General features: G+C 70.2%; 17 protein-coding genes. 10 read left to right on the top strand and 7 right to left on the bottom strand.

The features are described 5' to 3' along the window. Positions 1 to 115 precede the first annotated feature (115 nt). On the bottom strand, positions 116 to 2917 hold the full coding sequence (locus tag LXT21_RS28260; RefSeq protein WP_254041301.1) for a YncE family protein: 2802 nt from the start codon (positions 2915 to 2917) through the stop codon (positions 116 to 118). Between the two features lie 352 nt (positions 2918 to 3269). Between LXT21_RS28260 and LXT21_RS28255 the strand changes: the two genes are divergently transcribed. Next, entirely contained in the window at positions 3270 to 4280 is a 1011-nt protein-coding gene (locus LXT21_RS28255) for an AraC family transcriptional regulator (RefSeq protein ID WP_254041300.1), read from the top strand. A gap of 3 nt (positions 4281 to 4283) precedes the next feature. Here LXT21_RS28255 and LXT21_RS28250 read toward each other — a convergent pair whose 3' ends face one another. Then, entirely contained in the window at positions 4284 to 5150 is an 867-nt protein-coding gene (locus LXT21_RS28250; RefSeq protein WP_254041299.1) for a GNAT family N-acetyltransferase, read from the bottom strand. Between the two features lie 262 nt (positions 5151 to 5412). On the opposite strand from LXT21_RS28250, the gene LXT21_RS28245 reads away from it, so the two are divergent. After that, positions 5413 to 6438: a linear amide C-N hydrolase gene (locus LXT21_RS28245; RefSeq protein ID WP_254041298.1), complete on the top strand. Its 1026-nt coding sequence runs from the start codon at positions 5413 to 5415 to the stop codon at positions 6436 to 6438. 70 nt (positions 6439 to 6508) lie between these two features. Here the strand turns inward: LXT21_RS28245 and LXT21_RS28240 are convergent, their stop codons facing one another. Next, complete coding sequence (locus LXT21_RS28240) at positions 6509 to 7483, bottom strand: NADP-dependent oxidoreductase (RefSeq protein ID WP_254041297.1); 975 nt, start codon at positions 7481 to 7483, stop codon at positions 6509 to 6511. Positions 7484 to 7660: 177 nt separating this feature from the next. On the opposite strand from LXT21_RS28240, the gene LXT21_RS28235 reads away from it, so the two are divergent. Further along, positions 7661 to 8131, top strand: coding sequence for a hypothetical protein (locus LXT21_RS28235; protein ID WP_254041296.1), 471 nt, complete (start codon positions 7661 to 7663; stop codon positions 8129 to 8131). Positions 8132 to 8144: 13 nt separating this feature from the next. Here the strand turns inward: LXT21_RS28235 and LXT21_RS28230 are convergent, their stop codons facing one another. Together LXT21_RS28230 and LXT21_RS28225 are read right to left on the bottom strand one after the other, a co-directional pair. Next, positions 8145 to 8954: an HNH endonuclease family protein gene (locus tag LXT21_RS28230; protein ID WP_254041295.1), complete on the bottom strand. Its 810-nt coding sequence runs from the start codon at positions 8952 to 8954 to the stop codon at positions 8145 to 8147. Next, on the bottom strand, positions 8951 to 9748 hold the full coding sequence (locus tag LXT21_RS28225; RefSeq protein ID WP_254041294.1) for an AAA family ATPase: 798 nt from the start codon (positions 9746 to 9748) through the stop codon (positions 8951 to 8953). The genes LXT21_RS28230 and LXT21_RS28225 overlap by 4 nt, the downstream gene beginning before the upstream one ends. A 661-nt stretch (positions 9749 to 10409) precedes the next feature. On the opposite strand from LXT21_RS28225, the gene LXT21_RS28220 reads away from it, so the two are divergent. Genes LXT21_RS28220 through LXT21_RS28205 form a run of 4 tightly spaced genes read left to right on the top strand, consistent with a single transcriptional unit; the run spans position 10410 to position 17902 of the window. Beyond that, complete coding sequence (locus tag LXT21_RS28220; RefSeq protein WP_074959152.1) at positions 10410 to 11495, top strand: ATP-binding protein; 1086 nt, start codon at positions 10410 to 10412, stop codon at positions 11493 to 11495. Continuing rightward, complete coding sequence (locus LXT21_RS28215; RefSeq protein WP_254041293.1) at positions 11495 to 13813, top strand: DUF5682 family protein; 2319 nt, start codon at positions 11495 to 11497, stop codon at positions 13811 to 13813. The genes LXT21_RS28220 and LXT21_RS28215 overlap by 1 nt, the downstream gene beginning before the upstream one ends. Beyond that, a complete protein-coding gene (locus tag LXT21_RS28210) occupies positions 13810 to 15021 on the top strand; it encodes a VWA domain-containing protein (RefSeq protein ID WP_254041292.1) in 1212 nt (403 codons plus the stop codon). The genes LXT21_RS28215 and LXT21_RS28210 overlap by 4 nt, the downstream gene beginning before the upstream one ends. After that, positions 15014 to 17902, top strand: a complete 2889-nt coding sequence (locus LXT21_RS28205) for a HEAT repeat domain-containing protein (RefSeq protein WP_254041291.1) — start codon at positions 15014 to 15016, stop codon at positions 17900 to 17902. Before LXT21_RS28210 ends, LXT21_RS28205 begins: the two co-directional genes overlap by 8 nt. Before the next feature lie 47 nt (positions 17903 to 17949). Here LXT21_RS28205 and LXT21_RS28200 read toward each other — a convergent pair whose 3' ends face one another. Together LXT21_RS28200 and LXT21_RS28195 are read right to left on the bottom strand one after the other, a co-directional pair. Next, positions 17950 to 18786, bottom strand: coding sequence for an alpha/beta fold hydrolase (locus LXT21_RS28200; RefSeq protein WP_254041290.1), 837 nt, complete (start codon positions 18784 to 18786; stop codon positions 17950 to 17952). A 123-nt stretch (positions 18787 to 18909) separates the two neighbouring features. Beyond that, positions 18910 to 20160, bottom strand: coding sequence for an AAA family ATPase (locus LXT21_RS28195; protein WP_254041289.1), 1251 nt, complete (start codon positions 20158 to 20160; stop codon positions 18910 to 18912). 258 nt (positions 20161 to 20418) lie between these two features. On the opposite strand from LXT21_RS28195, the gene LXT21_RS28190 reads away from it, so the two are divergent. From LXT21_RS28190 to LXT21_RS28180, 3 genes are all read left to right on the top strand, one after another. After that, complete coding sequence (locus LXT21_RS28190) at positions 20419 to 22458, top strand: HEAT repeat domain-containing protein (protein WP_254041288.1); 2040 nt, start codon at positions 20419 to 20421, stop codon at positions 22456 to 22458. A 142-nt stretch (positions 22459 to 22600) separates the two neighbouring features. After that, positions 22601 to 24154: a TolC family protein gene (locus LXT21_RS28185; protein WP_254041287.1), complete on the top strand. Its 1554-nt coding sequence runs from the start codon at positions 22601 to 22603 to the stop codon at positions 24152 to 24154. Further along, complete coding sequence (locus tag LXT21_RS28180; protein WP_254041286.1) at positions 24142 to 25287, top strand: efflux RND transporter periplasmic adaptor subunit; 1146 nt, start codon at positions 24142 to 24144, stop codon at positions 25285 to 25287. Before LXT21_RS28185 ends, LXT21_RS28180 begins: the two co-directional genes overlap by 13 nt. Positions 25288 to 25289: the final 2 nt, after the last annotated feature.

Genomic DNA, 25289 nt, shown 5'->3' with positions numbered 1-25289 from the left:
ACCACTGACACGGAAACACCGTGCACCCCGACTGCAGACATGAACTCCGACTGATACAAACACGAACGCCCGCGAGGGCACGTGGCTCCTCGCGGGCGTCCGAAGTGTCGACTTTTCAGCGATTGAGGCCGATGCGCGGACCCGAGCCCGGCGGCACGCAGGTGTAGGTCACCTCCTGGCCCGCCGTCTTCGCGTAGTTGCGCAGCGCCGCGTCCGACACGCTCGCCGTGGTGCCGTCATCCGGGATGAAGCCGTTGCCCGACGGGCTGAAGAGGAACCCCTTCACCCGCCCCCCCAACGCCACCTTCGCGATGAGGTCACACTCCGTCACGCCCGTGCCCAGAATCTTCGAGGCGAACGGCGTGCGCGCACGCTGCAGCAACAAATCGATGCGCGGCCCCACCGCCGACGCATTCGTGCTGCTCAGCGTCACCTGCTGCCCGACGATGGGCGCCAGGTCCGTGTCGAACGCGAGCAACAGCTGCTCCACGTCCCGCCGCGTGGCATCCGGGTTGTTCAGCGGGAAGCCCACGCCGAGGCTCGGGATGAACACGATGGCCGACAGGAAGCGCGCCACCGTGTCCACCGCGCCGTCGTGCACGAAGCCGAACCCGCGCACCTGGTCCCCCTGCCAGCCGCTGTCCGGCGCCAGGAAGAACGGCGTCGTCGGGTTCCCGAACATGCCGACCTTCTGGTACAGGTTGCGCAGGTGCGGAATCTTCACGATCTGCGGGATGTTCTCGAAGCTCGCCATGCCATCCGTGCCGTAGAAGCCCTGCGCCGGGCTCAGCCGGTGGCACCCCTCACACGTGAAGCCCAATCCCTCCCCGAACGGGATGCCGTCCGAGCGGCGTGAGCCCGCGTAGAAGTCCAACCCCCGCTGCTGCGCCGCCGTCAGCGAGTTGTCCAGGTTGCGCACCGGGTTGGGCGGCAGCTGCACCTGCAGCTGGAAGTCGGTGAAGCGCTGCATCTCCGTCTGCGTGGGCGCGGTGGAGCGGCCCAGGAGCCCCTCGAACGCGACGATGAAGTTCATGAACGACAGGTTGGGGTCCGTCCCCGACGTGCCGAAGAAGCCCGTGGAGCGGTCGCCACGCCAGTGCATCGGCCCCGACACCACCATGCCGCGCAACGTCTGCGTCGTCATGGGGCCCTTCATCGGGTGGAAGTCCTCCACGTTGCCCGAGCCGTTGATGTGCGGCTTGAGCAACTCCGCCGCGCCCAGCAGGCGCCCCGGAATCGGGTTCTTCGTCACGTCGTCATCCGGGTTGCCCAAGTCCCACGCCAGGTCATCCATGTCACCGAAGATGTGGCAGCTGGCGCACGACGCCTCGCCGTTCGCCGAGAACGTCGCCGCGTCGTAGAGGATGGGGCGGCCCTGCACCACGGCGGCGGGCTCCGGGTTGGGCAGCACCTGCTTGCCCAGCTCCGCGCGCGTGGCCAGGTCGATGACCTTCACCGCGTTGTCGAAGCGGGTCAGCACGTAGAGGCGACCTCGCGCCTCGTCCAGGATGAGGCCGCTGGGGCCGCCGCCGCTGATGGGGATGTAGGCCGCGCTGTTGAGCCGAGGGTTGAAGCTGTCCGCCTCCAAGGCCTGCGTGTCGAACACGCCCACCTTGCTGGAGCTGTACGCGGCCACGTACAGCGTGCGCCCGTCCGAGCTCACCGCCATGTCCACCGGCGTGGCCAGGCTGTGGTTCTTCGCCGTCCGGTCGAAGGCCGGGTCCGTGGCCAGCTTCGTGTAGTCCAGGTGCTTGTTGAGGTGACGGGGCAGCACGCTGCCGCCGAGGATGGCGGTGATGCGCGTCTCCGCCAGGTGGCCCTGCACCGTGGTGCCGCCGTAGTTGCCGGGGCCCTCGAAGCGCACGTGGTTGAAGGCCTCCGTGTTGGACACGTACACCGTGCCCGTCACCGGGTTGGTCACCATGTTGAACAGCGTGGTGCCCACCTGCGAGTACGCCGCCTTCTGCCCCAGCGAGTTCGCGTCCACCGCGAAGACGTCCTGGTCCGGCAGCCGGAAGCGCACCGCGTTGTTCCAGTTGCGCCCCAGCTCGTCCTGCCACCGGCTCGTCTGGTTGTTGTACTTCACGATGAGCGCCACCTCGGGCGCGCGGATGCCCTCGTGGTTGGTGCCCGGGCCGGGGCTTCCACCCGGATAGATGGAGCCGTTCACCAGACAGGGCAGATAGGGATTGAAGCCCTCACAGACGGTCTCCTCCAGGATGGAGGTCGTCTGGTTGCCCGACTTGAACACGGCCGCGTACACCGTCTGCTTGTCCGGGCTCACCGTCAGCGCGCGCGGGGTGTCTCCGAAGAAGTTGAGGATGCGCACGGGCGTGCCGCCCAGCGTGGCGCCCAGGTTGGCCGGGTCGAACACCCAGACGTCCGCGCGGCCCACACCCGGCGTGGTCAGCTTCGGGTCTCCGGCGCCCGGCACCGCCGCGATGGACGCGTGCGTGCGGTGCTGGCCTCGGTGCGCCGTGGTGATGAAGGCCCGGCCCCCCGTGCCCGCGAAGACGATGTCGCGCGGCTCGTCCCCCACCAGCAGCGTGCGAACCACGCGCGGCGTGCCCGTGAGCGACACCACGCTCACGCTGTCCGACAGGTGGTTGACCACCCAGACTTCATTGTCGTTGCGCGCGGCGACAGCCACGGGCTCCAGGCCCACCTGCACGCGCGATTGCAGCGTCAGGCCATTGGCGCCCACGGTAAAGATGGACAGGCTGTTGTCCGGCGTGTTCACCGCGAACAGCCGCGTGCGGTCCGGCGACAACGCCAGCGGGCGCACCTGACCGCTCTCGAAGGCGATGAACGACGGCGGCGCCGCGCGCGCGGGAGTGAAGCCCGGCGACATGACGGCGAGCAGCGCCGCCGCCGCCAGCAAGGACTTCTGGATACCTCTGAGTCTCGTGGGAGTCATGGGGATGCCAGACCTCTGGGGATGACAGGGGGACGACCACGGCGAGAGCCCATCCCACGCCGCGAACCGCGAGACCCCACGCACACGCCGGCCCCACGCGGCGGGGACCTACGCCGACGGCAATGGGCTGCAGGAATGTGAGCGGGGTGGAAAAGCGTGGAGCCCTTGAACGGCTACGCTCGGACCGGTCTACAGACAGACATGATGCAATGCGTTACCGAGAGGACACACTGATGCGGGATTGAGCATCCTCACCTCCGACATGGCAGGATTCCGAGGAAGCCAAGGTATCGCTGAGCGGCCCTGGACCGCTTGCCCCATTGCGCCAATTCCCTTGGCCGAAGGCGACAACATGAGCTCTCCGGCGACCCTGTTGACGAGCTGGGCCCTCGCGCTCCATCGCACGCTGGAGCTGCGTGGCCTGGACTCCCACGGGCTGTTCGTGAAGGCCGGGTTGAATCCGGGGCTCCTGGGTGACGCCAACGCGCGCTATCCGCAGGAGGGGCTGACGCGGCTGTGGCGGCTGGCGGTGGAGAGCTCGGGGGACCCGGCGATTGGGCTGGAGATGGCGCGGCAGGTGAGCCCGACGACGTTCCACGCGGTGGGCTACCGGCTCAACGCGTCCAGCACGCTGCGCGAGGCCTTCGAGCGGCTGGTGCACGCGGTGGCGCTGGTGTCGGACGCGCTGCGGCCGGCCTTCACGCGGGATGGGGACTGCTATCAGGTGCTGCTCTTCGACGGCGGCGACGGGCCGCACCTGTGCGAGGAGGAGACGGACGCGGTGGCGTACCTGCTCGTGCGCTTCTGCCGGGTCGTCTACACGCGGGAGCTGTCCCCGCGCGAGGTGCTGCTGCGCCGGCAGGCGCCCTCGGACTTGAGGCCGTACGAGAAGCTGTTCCGGTGCAAGGTGACCTTCGGGGCCAACGCGGACGTGCTGGTGTACGAGCGGGCGCCGTTCGAGGTGACGCTGCCGGGGGCGAACCCGGAGCTGGCGCGCATCAACGACGAGCTCATCACCCGGCACCTGGCGAGGCACGCGGGGCAGGACCTGGTGACGCGGGTGCGCGCGATGCTGCTGGAGCTGATGCCCCAGGGCGAGCCGTCGCAGGAGAAGGTGGCGGAGCGGCTGCACATGAGCTCGCGCAGCCTGCAGCGCAAGCTGGTGGACTCGGGCTCGGGCTTCCGCGAGCTGCTCGCGGAGACCCGCCGCACGCTGGCGCTGTCCTATCTCTCCGAGCCCGGGCGCTCGGTGAGCGAAATCGCGTACCTGCTCGGCTTCTCCGACGTGAGCACCTTCACCCGCGCCTTCCGTCGGTGGACGGGACAGCCGCCCAGCCGCTTCGGCGCGCGCTCGGGCTCGTGAGCGTCACGTCCGCGCCATCACTGGGAAGCGGTCCGGCCCCGTGGGCAAGGACAGCCCGCGCACGAACAGGTCCGCCTCCGCGTCCTCCTCGAGCACCCGCGCATCCGGCCACCAGCGCTCCGGCGTGAAGCCGAACTGGAGCTGCTTCACGGGCTCGGTCACCAGTCGGCCCAGGTACGGGCGCAGGTCGAACACCTCGGTCGCGAAGACGTCGTCGATGTGGAGCACGCCGTCCTCCACGCTCGCGAAGACCCACGCGTCCTCGCGCAGCTGGCGCAGCGGGCGCGCGAAGTTCGCCGCCGCGTACCAGCTCGCGATGCGCGCGTGGAGCCGCGCGCCGAAGCGCTCCGTCACCGGCGTGCCCGTGCTCGCGAGCGTCAGCAATCCCTGACGGATGGCGGGGTCGGCCAGCTCCAGCGTCGGCGCGGGGTCGGCCGACGGCGTCACCTCGTGGTCCACGCCGAACAGGCACTGCGCTCGCGGCGCGAAGCCGAAGCGTGGATAGAAATCGAGCACCGTCTTGTTCGCGAACAGAATCACGGGCGCGTCGCCGAGGGCCTCCATCGCCGCCTCCATCGCCACCCGCGCGAGGCCGTGTCCTCGGCGCTCGGGGACACAGCCCACCGCGCCCAGTTGGTAGCCGATGACGTCGCGCCCCTCCACGCGCAGGCACATGCGCATCACCGACGCGTTCGCCACCACGCGCCCGTCCTCGATGACGCCGAACGCGCGGTAGTCGTCGGTCCACTCGCCCCACTCGCGCCAGCGCTTGAAGTCCACGGTGCGGAAGACCCGGGGCACGTAGTCGCAGAAGGCGGATTGCAGCGCGGGAGCATGGTGGTCGATGACCACGACTCGGGAGTTCGACATGGCGGGCACCACAGCACGAACGCCCATGTGTCCGAAACTTCCCGTTCACGCGGCATCGCGTCCGGGTCGGGCGTGCGCGTCTCCCGCTCGAACGCGGCGCGCGGGTGACTCACGTGCAGTAGCCGACACGCGGACCTGGAGCGCGACCGGGGCGCGATTTCACCCGCGCGGATTCGCTGACAGGAGCGTGCGTGGCGCGAGCGGTGCACAGGGGCCGCCCGCGTCACCCCCTGTTTCCCCCACCTCACGCAAGGAGCCTGGCATGTGCACCGACTTCCTCGTCGTCGCCTCGGATAAGAGCGTGGTCAATGGACGCAGCATGGAGTTCGGCGTCGACCTCAACTCCAAGCTGCTCGTCAGGGCCCCTGGCTCGAAGTTCGCCTCGCCCTCGCCCTCGGGACTCACCAATGGCCTGGCGTGGAGCTCCAAGTACGGCTACGTGGGCCTCACCGGGAAGGGTGACCTGCCCATCATCGTCGATGGCCTGAACACGGAGGGGCTGTCCACCGGCTGCCTGTGGCTGCCGGACTCGCGCTACCCGAAGGTCACCGAGAACTCGAAGGCGCTGGCGCTGGCGTACTTCGCCGGCTGGGTGCTGGGGAACTTCGCCACCGTCGCGGAGGTGCGCGGGGCGCTCGAGAAGGGCGAGGCGCAGGTCTGGGAGGCGGACTGGCTGGCGCAGTACCTGCCGCTGCACTTCCCCATCCATGACGCCCAGGGCAACAGCCTGGTGGTGGAGTTCCTCGACGGCGTGATGCACCTGCACGACAACCCCGTCGCCGTGCTCACCAACGCGCCGCCCTTCCCGTTCCAGCTGAAGAACCTGCGCGAGTACGTGGGCCTGTCCCCGTGGGACGCGAAGAAGGTGGAGCTGGGCAGCGAGAGCTTCGCGCAGCCCGGCCACGGCAGCGGCCTGCGCGGGTTGCCCGGAGACCCGATGCCTCCGTCCCGCTTCGTGCGCGCCACGTACCTCAAGAACTTCGCGCGCCCCGTCGCCAACGCCTCCGAGGCCACCACCCTCGCCTTCCACCTCCTCAACACGGTGGACATCCCGCGAGGCACCGTGCGCGCACTCAACGAGAACACCCAGAAGGAAGAGGACGACTACACGCAGTGGACCGTGGTGAAGGACCTCACCCACAACGTCCTCAACGTGCGGTTCTACGAGGACCCGCTCATCTACTCGGTGGACCTCGAGTCGCTCGACTTCCAGGCCGCCAACGGGAAGACCTTCGCCGTGCCCTCGAGCCCCGGGTCCATCGACATCACGGACAAGCTGACGCGCTGAGGCGCTCCGTGGGACGGAGCGGGCCCCGCTTCACGTTCGAGGAAGCGGGGCCCGTCGTGTCGAAGTCGTGTCAGTGGATGCGCAGCGCCAGCTTGCCCAGGTGGTGCTTGCCCACGGCCTCGTGCGCGTTGCGGGCCTCGTCCAGGCGGAAGACCTGGGAGACCTCGACGTGGAAGGGGCCGGACTCGATGAGGCCGTTTAGCCGCGCGAGCACCTTGGAGTTGGCCTCGCCGTTGTAGCTGGAGACCTTGACGCCATCGTTGCCCTTGGGCGCGGGCTCGACGCCGTTGGGGAAGGCGATGTGGCCGCCGGACTTCACGCACGAGAGCGCCTGGTTCGTCTTGTCGCCGCCGGCGAGCACCAGGGCCGCGTCCAGGCCGTCCGGCGCGAACTCACGCGCGGCCTTCACCACGTCATCCGCGCGGCCGTCCACGACCTTGTCCGCGCCGAGCTTCTTCAAGAGCTCCACGCCGTCGGAGCCGGAGGCCACCGCGAGCACACGCGCGCCGAGCCGCTTCGCGAGTTGTACCGCGAGATGCCCCACGCCGCCGCTGGCGCCGTAGACGAGGAGCGTGGTGCCCTTGCCGACCTTCAGCGTGTCCTCCACGCCTTGCAGGGCGGTGATGCCATCCGCCGCCAGGACGCCCGCCTGCTCCGCGCTCAGGCCCTTGGGGATGGGCGCGGTGTCGTTGGCCTTCACCGCGGTGTATTCGGCGTAGAAGCCGCCCTTGTCGTTGAGGAAGCCGAAGGCGTAGACCTTGTCGCCGACCTTCAGGTTCTTCACGCCGTCGCCCACGGCGGCGACGGTGCCGCAGCCATCCGTGCCGAGGACGTGGGGGAAGGACGTCTTGCCCGGCTTGTAGCCCTCCATCTCGCCCGCGCGCTCGGAGGGGTCCCACTGGCCGATGCCCGCGGTCTCGACCTTGATGAGCACTTCACCGGGACCTACTTGGGGGACGGGGACGGTGCGCGTGTCGAGCACCTCGGGACCGCCGAAGCGGTCGATGGCGGCGGCCTTCATCTGGGAAGGAATGGAGGGGTTCATGGGGTGTCTCCGGAAGATGGGGTGTCTTCCGCAGGCTGGGCACGGCCACGGGGGATTGCAGAGCTGGCGACACGGCGACGGGCCAGGGCATGTCCACACGGCCGCCGACCGGGCACGAGAGGGGGCGGGCTGGCGTACAGTTCCCGGACACCCTGTCGTGAGGCTTGGAGGCCGGGAATGTCGTCACGGACGAAGCTGCGCTCGTGGTTGCTGGGGGGCGCCCTGTTGATGTCATCCACGGCTGGGAGCGCGGGCGCGCCGGCGGTGGCGATCGAGGGAGTCGAGCTTCGTGTGTTCGACCGCGCGAAGGGGGCCATCGTCGCGGTGGACGAGGCCTCGGACCCGTATGGGATGAACGTGGACGCGGTGCTCTTGGTGAAGGTGAAGGGCACGTACGAGGGCGACAAGCCGCTGCGGCTGAAGCTCACGGCGAGCGCCCCGAAGGAGGAGTCGGAGGCGGGTTCGCGCCGCGCGTGGAAGACGGCGCAGACGCGTGAGCTTCACGTGCTCGCGGAGGGCGGCGTCACGGTGGTCCCGTTCCTGATGACATACCAGTGCGCGGCCACCGTGAAGGTGGTGGCCACGCTGACGGGCCCCGGGGTGCAGGGGACTCGCACGCTGGACACCGCGTTCCCCTGCGCGGAGTGAGGAGTTGTCGACCTCACCACCCGAGCGCTTCGGGAGCGAGGGTGAACGGGAGTAGCAGCTCGGGAAGACGCTCATGCTGACGCTTCATCTCAATCCACACCGAGGGGTGCTGCCTCGTTCGGACCTGCCGTGCCAGCATGTCGAGGTGCTCCTGGGGCATTCCCTGTGACTTCGCCCGGAGGTAGCCGTTCAAGTGCGCCATATAATCCCAATAGGCGGCACGACGCGCATGCGGGAGCACCTCCCTCAGGTTCAATTGCAGGACATCAATCGTGTACTCCGCGCGGTGATACGCCTCCGTCTTCGGGGTTGCCCTGGGACGAAAGAAGAAGGTGTCGCGGAGGTCGAGCTCAAGGAAGTCCGTGGGCTCCTCGACACGAGGGTCGATGAACACGGGCCTGCCAGGAATGGGCGGCGTCACGGGCGCCAGCCGGGGCCGGGCCACTTTCGTCAACACGTTCGAGGCTTCGTCGAAGACAGCAAAGTGGTCATTCTTGCGCACGTTGCAGGAGCCGCACGCATAGAGATAGTTCATCCACGCGAAGGCGACCTCTGGGTAGAGCGTCTTGGGGCGGATGTGCTCCACCTCGTCCGCGACCGAGTCCTCGCAATAGGCGCAGCGCCGCGCGCCCGAGCACATCTGCGTCAGCGTCGACTTGACGTGGTCGAAGGTCGGATTGCCAATCTTGTTGAGCGAAGAGAAGCGCTTCTTCGCCAGCGCCACTCGCCCCGCGTAGTCAGGCAGGGCGTCGATGGACTGTTGATATCCCTCGAGCCCTTGGCGAGCGGCTTCTGGCAACTGCCCTTGCGGCAGACGAATCACTTGAGCAGGTCCTCCACGGCAGGAGAGGGAAGCGCGCTCGCGGCCGTCGGGGTCTGTGCCCTCAAGCGTTCCTGCTCCTGTCGCTCCTTGTCATTGAGCCCTTCGGAGAGTTCCTTCTGGTTGAGCATCGCCAGGCGCTCGAGCTGCGCGATGGCCTCGACCGAACGCGTGGGCACGTCTCCGAAGACCCCTGTCCCATAAGCATCCAGGACGTTGCCGTACAGCAACCTGTCCCTCGCGATGCCAGTGACCATTCCACCCGACTCCTCACTTCCGGGGCGGGGCAACCGGAAGATGCTGCCCACTGTCGCGGCCTGACAGATGAGCGGGCTGTGCGTGGTGACGATGAACTGGATGTGAGGAAAGTGCTTCCGGAACCAGTGCCCGACACGGCGCTGCCAGGTGGGGTGGAGGTGGACATCGATTTCGTCGATGAGGACGACCCCCGGCACCTGGACCGTCGTCGCATCACCCGAGGCAAAGAGGTGCTCCGCGCCATAGGTCTTCACGAGCTGGCGGATGAGCTCGAACGTCATGCTGAGGACGGAGCGATAGCCGTCACTCAGGTTCTCGACAGGAATCTCGCAGCCATTGCCGTCGACGAAGCGCACGCCATCCGAGCTGATGGAGTGGAGCCTGGCCTCGTGCGGGAGAAAGTCGGGCTGGTTGATGAACTGCTTGAGCGCCTCGAGCAGCTTGCCCTCCTTTCCTTTCCCATCCGTTTCCAGGTTCTTGAACTGGAGCAGCTTGAGCCACTCCAGACACTCCGTCAGCGCGACGGATTCACCGAACACCGAGAGATGCCGCGCGAGCTTGGGATTGGAGAAGAACAGTTTCTCCTGGTCCTTGTCTCCCCCCGTGAACCTTCGGAAGGGCCCATACGAGGCGCAGAACCAACCGTAGCCATCTCCCCAGATGTTCCGGTTAGGGTCGGTTGTGACAGCTTCCCCCGAGAGCTGAACCGCCCCCGCCTCAGCGCGCTGGAACCTCAATCGGGCCTGGAGGTCGACGTTCTTCGGTGCCCTTCCTCCTCCCGCGAAGTGGTCCCATTCCGATTCCCAATCCAGGGTCAGGTGAATCGAACCGGACTGGGTTCGCCATCGCAGCCACTCGTTCCAATCCTGACGCAAGGCAATAGCCTCGCTGGGGCCCACCATCGCAAGAGCCATCGCGCGAAGGACGGAGCTCTTGCCAGCACCGTTGTCCCCGATGATGACGTGCCATCCCGCGAGCGTCGGAGCCGATGACGGCGCCCACTCCAACGCATCGATGGAGCGAACGTTCTCGAGGGTCACTTTCTTCAGGTACATGGGGCGTAGCACGCCCGAAACCCTCAAGGGGGTCAACTGCTACGTCGCCACCCTGGAGGCGTTTCCTCCAGGGTCGGTTTTCCCGCCACTATCGAGACAACCTGACGGAGCGTGGCGTGTCAGACCGGGCCGGTAGCTTTCACGCATGCCGGACATCCGACTGCCCGCCGAAGCGAAGTTCAGGAGTGAGCTGGAAGCCCTCGCCGCCCACGACGACAAGCCTCGCCCTCCCGGGTGGGCCCTGTCGCCGCGCGCCGTGGAGGCCTACATCCTCGGGAGCCCCAAGCCCGTGGGCGGCGTCACCATCACGCCCAAGTACGTGGGCGACCGGGGCCTCATCCAGGTCTGCATCGCCACGCTCGCGTCCGACCGCGCGCTGATGCTCGTCGGCGAGCCCGGCACCGCGAAGAGCTGGCTGTCCGAACACCTCTCCGCCGCCATCAGCGGCACCTCCGCCCTCATCGTGCAGGGCACCGCCGGTACCAGCGAGGACCACCTCAAGTACTCGTGGAACTACGCCCTGCTGCTCGCGCAGGGCCCCACCCCCGAGGCCCTGGTCCCCTCCCCCGTCCTGCGCGCCATGCGCACCGGCAAGTTCGCCCGCTTCGAGGAGGTGACGCGCACCTCCCCCGAGATTCAGGACGCCCTCATCTCCCTCCTCTCCGAGAAGCAGGTCTCCATCCCGGAGCTCGGCGAAGTCGTCAGCGCCCAGCGCGGCTTCAACCTCATCGCCACCGCCAACACGCGCGACCGCGGCGTCAACGAGATGAGCGCCGCCCTCAAGCGCCGCTTCAACTTCGTCACCGTCCCCATCGTCGATGACCTGGAACAGGAAATCCAAATCGTCACCAGGCGCGAGGCCGAGCTGCGCAATGACTATCAGGTCGGCGTCCCGCCCACCGAGGAGCTGTCGCGCATGCTGCTCACGCTCTTCCAGGAACTGCGCGAGGGCGTGACGAAGGATGGCAAGACGAAGGTCCGCACGCCGGGCGCGGTGCTCTCCACCGCGGAGGCCATCAGCGTCTTGTTCAACAGCTCCATCCTCGCGCAGCAGTTCGGCGGCGGGAAGGTCACCGCGCAGGAGCTGGCCGCCTCGCTCGTGGGCGCGGTGGTGAAGGAGCAGGCCGACGACGTGAAGGCCCTGCGCGAATACATGGAGACCGTGGCCAAGGGCCGCCCCGGCGCGTGGAAGGAGCTGTACTCCGCCAGCAAGAAGCTCCTGAGGGGCTGATGGACCTGGACCTGCTCCTGGGCGCCCACCTGTTCCCGGTGCGCCACCACTCGCCTCGCACCACCGCCGTGCTCACGCGCTGGCTCGAGCACGTGAAGCCCGAGGTCATCCTCATCGAGGGCCCCTGTGACGCCTCGGAGCTGGTGGATGTGCTGTGTGACGCGGAGACGAAGCCGCCCATCGCCCTGCTCGGCTACCGCACCGACGACACCCCAGGGTCCGCGCTGTGGCCCTTCGCGGACTACTCGCCCGAGTACGCCGCCCTGCGCTGGGCGAAGGCCCATGGCGCCCACGCCCGCTTCATCGACATCCCCGTCGGCGTCAGCCTGGGCGTGGACCGTCACCTGGAGGCCGTGGCGCTCGAGGGCGAACCCTCCTCCGAGGCGGACGCCGAGGACTCCGCGTGCGCCCGCCTGGAGGAGCCGCTCACCGCGCGCTTCGCCCGCGAGCGCGGCTACCGTTCCTTCGAGGAGCTGTGGGAGGCGATGTTCGAGGCCCCCGACTGGACGCCCGAGGGCTTCCGGCCCGTGCTGCTCGCCTGGGCGGACGTGCTCAACGCGGGCCCTCGGCCGGACTACCACCGCTGGCGCGATGCCTTCATGGCGCGTCAGGTGTTGGAGGTCATCGCGAGCGGCGTGCCTCCGGAGCGCATCGCCGTGGTGGCGGGCGCGGCCCATGTGGCGGCGTTCCTGGCCCGGGACGTGGACCCGACGCTGGAGGCGAAGCTCCCGACCGCCGTGCCCTGCGCGGTGACGGTGATTCCGTACAGCTTCCCTCGACTGTCCGAGCAGCTCGGCTACGGCGCCGGCAACCGCGCGCCGCACTTCTACCAGAAGGCCCACGAGGCCCAGTGCGACTTCCGGCGCGCCACGCTGGAGGTGCTCATCGACTTCGCGGGACACCTGCGCATGCGTGGCTTCACCGCGTCGCTGTCCGACGTGCTGGAGGCGTACCGGCTCGCGGTGACGCTCGCGGACCTTCGCGAGAAGAGCGCACCTGGATTGGACGAGCTGCGCGAGGCCACCGTGGCCACGCTGTGCCGCGGGGATGCAACGCACGTCGACGACTTCCTGTGGAAGAGCGTCGTGGGGCACCAGGTGGGGCGGGTCGCGAGCCGCATCGGCCGCAACTCGCTGCAGGCGGAGTTCTGGCGCGAGGTCGAGTCACGCCGACTGCCGAGCACCGACAGCGCGGAGACCTTCACCCTGCGGTTGAACAACCCCGTGGAGGTGGGCTCCTCCGTCTTCCTGCACCGCCTGCGCGTGGTGGGCATTCCCTACGCGGGCCTCGCCGCCACTGGCCAGCAGAAGGCCACGGCGCAGGAGGCGGGAGGACAGGCCGCGCTGACGCGCGTGCGGGAGGCCTGGCAGGCGCAGTGGACGCCATCCACCGACGTGGCGCTGGTGGAGAAGATCGTCCTCGGGGACTCGCTCGAGGCGGTGACGACGCGCGTCCTCCAGGAGCAACTGAGCCTCGCCAAGTCCACGGGCACGGCGGCGGCGGTGCTGCTGGAGTCCGTCATCACCGGCTGTCCCCAGACGATGGCCTCGGCCCTGCGCGCCTGTGATGGCCATGCGGCCACCGACGCGGACCTGCCTTCGCTCGCCTCGGCCTCGCGGGCGCTGTCGGGGCTCGTGGCCTATGGCACCTCGCGAACCCATACGGCGCTGGGCGACGAGGCCGTGGCGGCGCTGTGCCAGAAGACCTTCGCTCGCGCGCTGCTGCGCGTGTCCGATTCGTGCGCCTGCGCCCAGGACGCCGTGCCCTCGATGATGGCGGCGCTGAGGACGTTGCACGAGGTGGCCCTCGCACAGCCGCTGGCGGACAAGGCCGGCTGGCTCGTCGAGGCGCGCGGGTTGATGTCGAGCACCGTCGTGCACCCGGCGACGTCGGGACTGGCCACGGGGCTGCTGTACCTGGCCGAGGAGCTGAGTGAGTCGGAGGTGGCTCGCGAGGTGGGGCTGCGGCTGTCGCTGGCGGTGGAGCCCGAGGCGGGCGCGTCGTGGCTGGAGGGCTTCCTGCGCGTCAACGCGCTGGTGCTGGTGAAGAACCGCGAGGTGGTGCGGGCCCTGGATGCATTCCTGTCGAGCGTGGACCCGGAGCGCTTCCGTCAGACCCTCCCGGTATTGAGGAGGGCACTGGGCGTGCTCGGTCCCACCGAGCGGCGATACCTCCTGGAGAACGTCGTCGCGGTGCGCCAGCTCGGAGACAAGGGCCGGGCCGTGAAGACGATTCTCGCGGAGAAGGACACCGAGAAGCTCAAGGACATGAGCGCCGAGTTGGGCAAGGCGCTCGCCGACCTGGATGACCTGCTATGAGCGTGGACCCCAAGGAGCTGGCACCGGAGGACCGCGAGGCGCTCTTGCGCTGGCGGCTCGCGCTGGGCCCCGCCGCGGAGAAGACGGGCAGCTGTCCGTCGCTGCACGCGCTGGGCGCCGGTGCGAGCGCGGTGGGCGTGGGCCAGACGGAGCTGGAGGCGCTGGATGACGCGCTGTCCTTCGTCTACGGCGAGAAGAGCGCGGGGTCCTCCGGCTCACGGCCGTACATCCCCGAGTGGCTCGGCGCGCTGCGCGGCTTCTTCCGCGACGACGTGATTGCCCTCGTCCAGAAGGACGCCATCGAGAAGAAGGGCCTCACCCAGCTGCTCTTCGAGCCGGAGACGCTGCCCTTCCTCGAGAAGAACGTGGAGCTGGTGACCACGCTGGTGAGCGCACGCGGCCTCATCCCCGAGGACGCCAAGTCCCTGGCGCGGCAAATCGTCCGCGAGGTGGTGGACGCGCTGCGCAAGAAGCTGGAGTCCACCGTGCGCACGGCGGTGTTCGGCGCGCTGAGGCGCGACAGGACGAGCCCGCTGCCGATTGCGCGCAACATCGACTGGAAGCGCACGATTCGTCAGAACCTGAAGGGCTGGGACGCGGAGCACCGCCGGCTGGTCCCCGAGCGCTTCTACTTCTGGCCCAACCAGCGCCGTCACCACGAGTGGGACGTGACGCTGGTGGTGGACCAGTCCGGCTCCATGGCGGAGAGCGTGGTGTACAGCTCGGTGATGGCGGCCATCTTCGCGTCGCTGGAGGTGCTGCGCACGCGGCTCATCCTGTTCGACACCGAGGTGGTCGACATGACGCCCGTGCTGTCGGACCCGGTGGAGGTGCTCTTCAGCGCGCAGCTGGGCGGCGGCACGGACATCAACCGGGCGGTGGCGTATGCGCAGACGCATTACGTGGAGCGCCCGGAGAAGACGCTCTTCATCCTCATCACGGACCTGTGCGAGGGCGGCGACGCCGAGGAGCTGGTGGCGCGGCTGCGGCAGCTGGTGGACTCGCGGGCGAAGGTGCTGTGCCTGCTGGCGCTGTCGGACGGAGGCAGGCCCTCGTACGACCCCGTCATGGCGGAGAAGCTCACCGCGATGGGCATCCCGTGCTTCGGGTGCACGCCTCGCAAGCTGGTGGACGTGGTGGAGCGGGTGATGCGGAACCAGGACCTGACGTCCCTGCTCGACGCCGACAAGGAGACTCGCCATGGATGAGGTGCGAAGGCTGGCCCCGGGCATGGGGGCCTTGACGGACATCATCCGCGACCGCGACGAGCTGTCGAAGGGCGCGCGCATCTTCGACGACAAGCAGCTCACGCACCTGTCGCGCTTCGAGAACCGGCTGTTCGCGGACGCGGCGGGCTCGGGGGCCTCGCCGTACAAGGTGTCCCTGGTGTTCGGCGATGGGCGCGAGGTGAAGGGGAAGTGTTCGTGCATGGCGGCGCGCTCGCGGCCCTTCTGCAAGCACGCGGCGGCGTTGCTCGTGGCGTGGTCGCGCGCGCCCGACGCCTTCGTCACCACCGACGCGGCGCCCGTGGGCGCGGGGGGGCCCGCGAAGAAGAGCGTGAAGAAGGGCAAGACGGACACCGCCGAGCTGATGAGGTCCGGCGTGGCGCAGGTGTCCACGCTGGTGCGTGAGCTGGGGATGTCCGGCGTGGCCGCGCTGTCCGAGGACCGGGCCGCGCAGGTGCGCACGTTGGGCGAGGCGCTGCGCGCGAACGGGCTGCGCAGGCTCGCGGCGCGCGCGGTGGAGGTGGCGGGGCTCCTGGAGCAGGCGGCGGCGCGCACGGGGACATTCGAGCCTCCCGTCTTCACGGACCTGATGGCGGACATGCTGCTCACCGCGCGCAAGGTGGAGAAGCACCTGGGCGGCGAGGTGCTGGAGGACCGCTACGTCGAGGAGCTCATCGGCAAGACGTGGACGAAGAAGGACCGCGCGCCCGTCGAGGGGCTGCGGTTGTTGGAGTACGCGTTCACCACCCGCACCACACCCGACAACTTCGTCATCCGGGAGAGCCGCTTCATCGACCTGGGCTCGGGTGCGCACTACGCGGAGAAGCAGATCCTCCCCGCGTTCCTCCGGAGCGTGGAGCCCAAGCGGAGCCACGCGGGCACGGTGCTGGAGGGCGCGAAGGGGGGCCGGTATCCCGGCTTCGCGCCGGTGCGGCTGGACTTGGAGGGCACGGAGAAGACGCGGGACCTGGGCGGCGCGGCGCTTCGCCGGCTGGTGGAGGTGGCGTTGCCGGACGTCGGCGCGGCGCTGGCGGCCTTCCAGGAGCATCGCAAGGACGTGTTCGCGCCAGAGCTGTTCCCGGTGGCGCTGCGGGTGCAGACGCTGCTGGCGAGCGGGCAGCGCTCGCAGCTCGTGGACTCCGGTGACCGGGGGCTGTTCCTCCCAGCGGACTCGCGACTCGACGAGCCCCTGTCCGCGGCGCTGGAGGGGGCCACGCTGAAGGTGGTGCTGGGCAACGTGGGGCTGGAGGCCGCGCTGCCCACGCTCTTCCCGCTCGCGGTGGTGGTGGAGACCTCCGAGGGCCTGGAGCTGCGCGGCCTGGGGCAACAGGAGCCGCACGAGGAGCCTCGGCGCGGTCGGAGGAGCGCGCGCGTCGAGGCGCCGGTGGCGGTGCCACGGGGAGGCTGGGCGGAGGCGGCGCGCGCGGCGGGCGCGTCCCGGGCGGCCATCGCGTTGGCGGAGGTGCGCGACGAGCTGGCGGAGCGGTTCTCGAACGGACTGCCCTCGGTGTCACCGCGCGCGGTGGAGCCCCTGGTGGCGCGGCTGCGGGAGCTGGGACTGGAGAAGCCCGGGGCGCTCCTGGAGGCGCTGGCGCAGCGGACGGACCCGGCGGAGCGGTTGGAGGACTTCATCAAGGTGTACCAGGTGCTGGGCATCGCCCTGGTGCGGCTGGCGGGCGCGGTGCAGGTGGAGGCGGGCGCGCTGGAGCCGGTGCCCACGCATCCGAGCATCCGCATCCGCAAGCCCGAGGCGCCGCTGCATCCGGGCGAGGCCCTGAGGAAGCGGGCTCGCGGGGAGCTGACGCGTTACGAGGCCGCGGCGCACGCCGCGCACTACTACGCGGGCCTGGGCACGGACGCGCTGCTGGAGTCGCTGTATCCCGCGTGGAGCGACGGCGCGGCGAGCACCTTCGTGGTGCGCGCGGTGGTGGCACGTCCTCGGGAGCAGGCGCTGGAGGTGGTGAAGCGCGCCCTGGCCGAGCATCACAGCCACCGGGTGCATCGCACGGCCGTCCAGGTGCTGGGGCAGCTGGGGAGGCCCGAGGCCCGGGTGCTGTTGGACGGGCTGTCGCGCAGGCGGCATGACAGCGGGCTCGGGCTCTATGTGCGCGAGGTGCTCGACGACGTGCAGGCGCGGGAGAGGGGGCCGGAGGCGGTGGCGCGCCTCGCTCGGGAGCGGCAGGAGCGGCTGCGGCCCTTCGCGCAGCGCGCTCTGACGGAGTCGAACCGCGAGGGACGACAGGCGGCGGTGGACCAGCTCGAGGGTCTGGGACTGACGCAGGCGTGGCCGGTGCTGCGACAGGTGTTCTACGGGGACGCGTCCCAGGACGTGCGACGTCGCGCGGCCATGGCGCTCGCGTGGCTGGGGGACACCGAGGTGCTGGACCGCTTCGTCCACGCCGTGGAGGAGCGCGACACGGACGACGAGGGGGCCAAGGCCGCCGTGTATGCCCTCGGGGTGCTCGGAGACGTGCGTGGGGCGGAGGCGCTGCTCTCCGCGTTCGTGGATGGCTGGAAGCCCAACGTGGTGTCCACCGCGCTGAAGACCTTCGGGCTGGCGATGCTCGAGCCCGCCGTGCGACTGGCGGAGACGCGGCCGGAGGCGATGGAGCGACAGGCGCTGCGCAACCTGTTCGAGAAGTTCCCGAAGGCGGCGCTGTCCCAGGCGCTGCTCGCCCGGGTGGAGCTCGCGCGCTCGCACCCCGAGCGGCTCGCCCGCTTCGGGACCTACCTCAAGCTCGCCGGTGAGAACACGCACGGCGCGGGGAAGGTGGTGGCGACGGCCCTGCTCGACATCCCCGAGGCCGCGATGGACAAGGACCTGTCGCGCACGGCGAAGAAGCTGCTCGGGCTGAAGGGGTGAGCCGGGCCCTCTCGCCGCGAGCGAATCGCGGCGAGGGGATGGTCCGCTCAGCCCAGTCCCACGCGGGGCGATGCGTGCGGACGCTCCAGTGACTCCAGGAAGGAGCCCAGCGCCGCGTTGACGAGCGCGGGCTCCTCCACCGTGGACGAGTGCCCGCCTCGCGCCAGTCGCGCCAGTCGGGAGCCGGGGATGAGCTGGTGGAGCCGCTCCGCCTTCGCCGGGACGGTGGCCACGTCCTCCTCGCCCACCACGATGAGCGTGGGCACGCGGATGCTCGGCACCTCGTGCGACACCGCGTTGCGACGAATCACCCCGTTGACCGCGCGCCAGATGTCCCGGCGGTTCTCCAACAGGCGCGCGCGCCACAGCGCCCGCTCCTCGGCGCGGTTCGGGTCCGACAGGAAGTTGCGCCCGAACATGATGCGCATCACCGGGTCCGCCACCGGACGCAGGCCGGCCAGCCGGGCGATGAGGTTGAGCAGCGTGTAGCGCGGCACGTTCGCCAGCGGCTCCGGGTCCGCCGACGTCTCCATCAGCGTCAACGAGCGCAACAGCTCCGGCCGCCGCGCCGCGATGCGCATCCCGATGAAGCCGCCCATCGACAGGCCGACGAAGTGACACGGCCCCACGTCGAGCTGCTCCAAGAGCCCCACCGCGTCCAGGTACAGCGTCTCCATGTCGATGGCGCTGACGTCGGGGACGGCGCTGCGGCCCTGCCCCCGGTGGTCATACGCGATGCACCGGTAGCGCCCTCGCAGCGCGTCCACCTGCGGGTCGAACAGCCGCGTGCTCCACAGGAGCCCATGGCTGAAGAGGATGGGCTCACCCGAGCCACCCGTATCCTCGTAATGCAACTCGGTTCCATTCACGGACAGCATCGGCATCGCGGTTCCCTCCCCACCTGCGGGCAGGATAGGCCAGCACCTGACGCGACACGGCAACAGTCTTGCCGCGGTGCGCCGGCTGTCGACTCGCGGACGCCTGGGGTGCGGGCGGGCGTCCCGGGGTTACCAGAGGCCCTGGGTCTGCAGCAGGGTGCCCAGCTGGCCGGGCGTGGCGGTGGTGGCGGTGAACAGGCGCTCGGCGGCGTCTGGGGACGGGTTCTCCCAGGACAAGAGGCCGGTGGCCTCGTCGCGGCGGCACAGCACCAGGCTCGAGCGCACCTGGTCCGCCGAGTCGAAGGACAGCAGGTCCATCAGGCCCGGGCTCTGGCTGGTGAAGAAGCTCTGCCGGCCCTTCAGGGGCTCCACGCTGGCCCGCACCAGCTGAGGGTGGAGCGAGTGGGCCACCTCGTCCGCGACCACGACCGCGCGCGCCCGGGCCAGGTAATGCTGGAGCGCCAGCAGCCGCTTCTGGCCGTGGCCCAGGTGGCGAGCGGAGACCCGCGTCCCCGCGGGGCCCAGGAAGTCCAGCTGCAGCCCGCCGAGCGTCAGCGACTCGTACTTGCCCTCGGGCGGCACCACCACCGGTACGAGCACGGCCTCCGCGGAGGTGAAGCCGAGCAGCCGCGCCGCGTCGCGCAGGAAGGGCACCGCGTCCGACGGGACGACGAAGCGCGGTGAGCCCCACTGCGCGGCCGCGAGCCGGCGCAGGCCATCCAGGAGCGCCTCGGACGCGAGCCCCGTGCCCGTGGCCAGCACGCCCTCCGCGCGCCGGGAGAGGCGCAGCTCCACCTGATAGAGCTGCTCGAAGTACGCGAGCCCCTCGTCGAAGCGGCTCAGCCCCGCGAGCGCGGACACCTCGCGCGCCATGGCGAGCAGCGGCTCCACGGTGGCCGAGCCCTCGCCGGTCTTCTCCACCCAGGCGATGCCTCCGGACATGAGCACCAGCCACAGGCGACCGGCGACCTCCGGCGCCAGGCGCTCCTGCACGACGAGCGACGCGTCGTCCTGGCGCGAGACGGTGACCTGGAGTCCCTCGCGGCGGATGACCAATGGCCAGGCCATGTCGCGCGGCGAGACGACGATGTCCATGAACAGGCCGGCGGCCACGGGGCCGCTCTGGGGGGGCACCGGCTCGTTGCGGACCCGCACGGTGATGTGGCCGGTGTCCGCGGCGAGCGCGTACTCCAGGTCGAACGGCTCCGCCGCGAGCGTGGTGAAGTCCGAGCTGGCCACGGCGGCGACCAGGTCCAGGAGCAGCGTCTTCCCCGTGCCGTTGCGTCCCAGCAGCACGTTGAAGGACGGGCTGAACGACAGCCGCGTGCCGGGCTTCACGGAGCGGAAACGGTGGACCTGCAGCCACTGGAGCTTGAGCATCGCCCCAGAGCCTCCCCTCGCGGTGCGCCAGGGTCAACCCTGCGCGGGACGAAACGCCCCCCGAGAGAAGCCAGACGTCGTCCCATGTGAAGACAAACCCAGCAGGCAGGCTGCAGGAGCAATCCACTGACAGCGCCTCTCCGCCAGCCCATCCACCGTCCGAGCCTCCGACCCAGAAGGGTGGCCAAGCCCCGCCATCCCTGGGAGCCCAGCTTGTCATGACAAGGCGCGAAGGGCAGGCTCAGGGCTCCGCCCGCCATGCGCCCCGCCCGTCCCGTCCTGCTCGTCCTCGTCTTCCTCGCGCTGCTTGGCACCGCCGCGGGAATCACCCTCGCGCTGCGCTCACCGGGCTCGCCGCCCCCGACTCCCGCGCCCGCGCCCGCGGCTCCGGTCCAGGCGAGCGCGCCTCTCCCCGTGGTGAAGGACGCGCATCCCGCGCGCGGTGTCTACGCGGGCTCGGAGTCCTGCGGCGAGTGCCACGAGGACGAGCACGCCGCGTGGGGAAAGGACTGGCACTCGCGCGCGCTGTCCCCCGGGACGCGCAAGTTCGTGGTGGGCGACTACGCGAAGCGCACGCACTTCAAGGGCGACTCCAGCGAGGCGTGGATGCGCCGCGACGGCGAGCGCCACTTCATGCGCACCAAGGGCTCGGACGGTCAGCTCGCCGAGTTCCCCGTGGAGTGGGTCATCGGCGGCAAGCGCATGCAGGACCCCGTCGCGGTGATGCCCGACGGCCGCTGGCAGGTGCTGCCCGTCTACTACCACGTCACCGGCAAGGGCGAGTGGGTGGACTACTCGGAGACCAAGCAGGGCGCGCTCACGCCCGAGCATCCATTCTTCTGGACCAACTTCCGTCGCAGCGCGCAGCACGCCTGTCTGGACTGTCACGTCACCGGACTCGACGCGCGCTATGACCGCGACCAACACACGTGGACCACGGCCTTCACCGACGCGGGCGTCGCGTGCGAGAGCTGCCACGGCCCGGGCGCGCGCCACGCGGACACGCAGGAGCCCAGGGACATCGTCCAACCGTCGAAGCTGTCCACCGAGCTGGGCTTCGCCGTCTGCGCGCAGTGCCACGGCCCGCGCCGTCCCCTCTTCCCCATCCTCGACACCACGCACCGCTACCAGCCCGGCCAGCGCTACGAGGACTTCTACCAGCCCATCGTCCTCTTCCTCGGCAACGAGCGCTCCGGCGACTACTTCACCGACGGCCGCCCCAGCACCTCCAGCTTCGAGTACCAGGCCCTCATCCAGTCCGCGTGTCACCTGAAGGGCGGCGCCACCTGCCTCACCTGTCACACCGCGCCCCACGAGCCCAACGCCCCCAACGAGCTCAACCTCCCCGACAAGTCCCAGACGAAGGCCTCCGTCGGCTCGGCCACCTGTCAGCAGTGCCACGCGGACCTCTTCGCCCAGGCCGCGCAGCACACCCGACACACCTCGCGCGACGCACAGGACTGCCTGGCCTGTCACATGCCGCCCGTCGTCTCCGGGGTGCTCGACAAGTTCGCGGACCACGCGCTGGACGTCCCCGCGCCCCAGAACACCACGCGCCACGGCATCCCCAACGCGTGCAACACCTGCCACACGAAACAGACACCGGAGGCCATGGCCCAGGCGATGACGCAGCTGTGGCCCGCCTCCGCGAAGCGACAGGAGCGACGCCTGCGGCTCGCGGACGCCTTCGACGACAAGACCGCCCAGACGGGCCGCGCCGCGCTGGAGGCCACGCTCGCGGATGCACAGGAGTCCCCATCCCTGCGCGGCGCGGCGGCGAAGCTGCTCGTGCGTCGCTACAAGCGCGAGGCCATCCCCGCCCTGCGCGCCGCGCTGAAGAGCACGCAGGACGGCCAGATGCGCACCGACGTCATCGAGGCACTGAGCCTCGTGAACGCACGCGAGGCCAGCGAGGACCTGGTCGCGCTGCTCCAGACGGAGTCCCTGTGGGTCCGTCAAGCCGCGGCGGTGACGCTCGCGAGCTTCGGTGACGCGCGCGGCCTGTCGGCCGTGGAGACACTGGCCTCGAAGCCCGAGACCTCCGGACTGGTGCAGCCACACCTGTTGCTCGCGCAGCTCGCGGTGCGCCGCAAGGACCTGACCACCGCGGCGCGAGAGTTCGAGAAGGCGCTGGACCTGCAGCCCTACAACCCCGACGCCCTCGTCCGTCTGGCCGATGTCTATGTCGTGCAGGGACAGGTGGAGCGCGGCCGCGAGCGCCTGGAGGAGGCGCTGCGCTTCGACCCGCAGAGCCGCGCGGTGAAGCAACGTCTGTCCATGCTCCAACAAGGACGCTGAGGCTCGGACCGCTCGCGGACGAAGCCTCGCGCCGCTCCATCCACTGTTGAGCAGGCACTCGCCGGTTCTGTCCGGCAGGAGGGGCCTCGCCCCACGGTACGTGGCCGGTATCAGGTGCCTCCCCTACCTCAGGGCACCCGATATGAACGCCCTGTTGCTCGTCCTCCTGCTTTCGCACCCTGGCTCCGAGCCGGGCGTGTTGCCCGCCCAGGCCCGGCCACGCCCCGCCGTGCGACAGCGGACGCGCGTGCCCCGGGTGCTGCCCGTCCAGGGCCCCGCGAAGCCACCACGACAGACCCCGCCCCAGGACCCGAGCACGTCCAGGCCCGGCCCCTCCAGTGACGACTCACCCCAGCCCCCTCAACCCGAGGTGTCGGACCCGCTGCTGACGCCGGTACCGCCCGCGCCCATCCAGATGAAGTCCTGGGACGAGGCGCTGGAGCTGGTGCGGCAGCGCTCCACGGACTTGAGGACGGCGCTGGCCCAGGTGGAGTCCGCCGCGGGACAGGCGCGCATCGCGCTGGCGGGGCTCTTGCCCACCATCACCGGCACCGTGGGCGTGCAGTACAACGTGCTGGACCCGGACGCGACGACGTTCATCGGCGGCGGCGCGGGGGGCGGCGTGGGCGGTGGCATCGGCGGCGGTGTCGGAGGCGGCACTGGCGACGGGAGCAGCATCCGGCCCACACAGCCGCCCGTCGTGGGCTTCCTCTCCGCGTCGATGCCGCTGTTCGACCTGCAGGCCATCGGCGCGCGCCGCGTCGCCCGCGAGGCCCAGCGCGCCGCGACGCTGTCCCTGGCGGAGACCCGGCGCCAGCTCAGCGGAGCACTGGCCCGCGCGCTGGTGCAGGTGGCCGCGCAGGAGCGGCTGGCCGAGGTCAACCGCGTCAACCTGCGCACCGCGCTGGAGCGGCTGGCCCTGGCGCAGCGCCGGTTGGACCTGGGCGCCGGCACGCGGCTGGACGTGGTGCGCGTGCAGCAGGACGCCGAGGCGGCGCGGGCCCTGGTCGTCACCGGGGACGAGAACCTCCGGCAGGCGCGCGAGGGGCTCGGCCTGGCGCTGGGGATGCCCCAGGCGGTGGGGCTGGCCAAGGGCGTGAGCGTGGAGGACCTGCTGCGAGGCGCGCGGAAGGACTGTCGTCAATTGGAGGGCGTGGACGGGCGCTCGGACCTGGCGGCGGCGCGCTCGCGGCACACCGTCGCCGAGCGGCAGGTCAGCGCGGTGAAGGCGCAGTACGCGCCGTCGCTCTCGCTGACGAGCACGACGATTGCGCTCACGGTGGAGGACGACGTGGTGAACGTCCCCATCTGGAACATCGGCGCCAGCCTGCTGCTGCCCTTCTGGGACGGCGGCGCGCGCGAGGGGCGGCTGAGGCAGTCCCGCGCGGAGGCGGAGGTGGCGCGCCAGCAGGTGGTGGAGCTGGAGCGCTCCGTCACGGTGGAGGTGGCGCGGGCGCGGCGCGGCGTGGAGGTCACCCAGGCGTCGCGGGACATCTCGTCGCAGGAGCAGCGGCTCGCCGAGGAGAACGACCGGCTCACCCGGCGCAGCTTCGAGGTGGGCACCGGCACCAGCCTGGAGCTCATCCAGACGGCCGCGGCGCTGCGGCAGGCGGAGCTGGCCCTGGTGGTGCGCGAGTTCGATTTGGAGCAGGCGCGCGTCGAGGCGTTCCTGGCGGAGGCGGCATGCGACTGGTGAGGACATGGGGCGCGGCGGGCGCGATGCTCCTGACGCTTTCGGGGTGCAAGGGCTCGGGGAAGGAGGACGGACCGCAGGGCGGACAGGCCGCCGCGGGCATGGTGATGCCCGTGCAGGTCCAGGCGCTCTCCCCCAACGAGGTGCAGGACGCCGCCGAGTACGTGGGCGCGCTCATCTCGCGCAGCAGCATCAGCGTGTATCCCCAGGTCGCCGGCTACGTGCAGGCGATACCCGTGCGGCCCGGCACACGCGTGCAGACGGGTGAGGTGCTGCTCGTCGTCGACCCTCGTCGTGAGCAGGCGGGGCTGCGCGCCACCCAGGCGCAGAAGGCCTCCGCGCTGGCCCAGCGCGAGTTCGCCCGGCGCACCCGGGAGCGCAGCGCGCAGCTCCTCAAGGAAGGGCTGCAGAGCCGCCAGGACTACGAGCAGGCGGTGGCGCAGGCGCAGCAGGCGGAGGCGAGCGCGCGGGCCATCGAGGCGCAGATCCAGTCGCAGCAGGTGCAGCTGGGCTTCTACGAGGTGAGCGCGCCCTTCGCGGGCGTGGTGGGCGACATCCCGGTGAAGGTGGGCGACTACGTCACGCCCCAGTCGCAGCTCACGTCATTGGACCAGAGCAAGGCGCTGGAGGTCTCCGTGCAGGTGCCGGTGGACCGGGCGCGCGTCGTCCAGGTGGGCAGGACGCCGGTGGAGGTGCTGGACGAGAAGGGGAACGTGCGGGTGTCCGCGCCCGTGTTCTTCGTGGCGCCCACGCCCAGCGCGGCGACGCAGCTGGTGGAGGTGAAGGCCGCCTTCGACAACACGGTGGGGCTGCGCGCCGGAGAGCTGGTGCGCGCCCGGCTGGTGTACCAGGCGCGCGAGGCGCTCACCGTGCCCACGGTGGCGGTGACGCAGATCAGCAGCCAGTCCTTCGTGTACGTGGTGGCGTCCGCCGATGGCGGCACCGTGGCGAAGCGCACACCGCTGGAGGTGGGCGAGGTGACGGGCAACGACTACGAGGTGACGGGGGGATTGGACGGGGGCACGCAGGTGGTGGTGAGCAGCCTGCAGCTGTTGAGGGACGGCCAGCCCATCAAGCCCATGCCCGCGAAGCCCGAAGGCCAGGGCGTCGGCGGCGCCTCCGACGCGGGGCAGTGAGG

This window comes from Myxococcus guangdongensis, assembly GCF_024198255.1.
GTDB classification, from domain to species: Bacteria; Myxococcota; Myxococcia; order Myxococcales; family Myxococcaceae; genus Myxococcus; species Myxococcus guangdongensis.
Note: the sequence above shows the minus strand (reverse complement) of the source record. Positions and strands in the feature narration are given on the sequence as shown.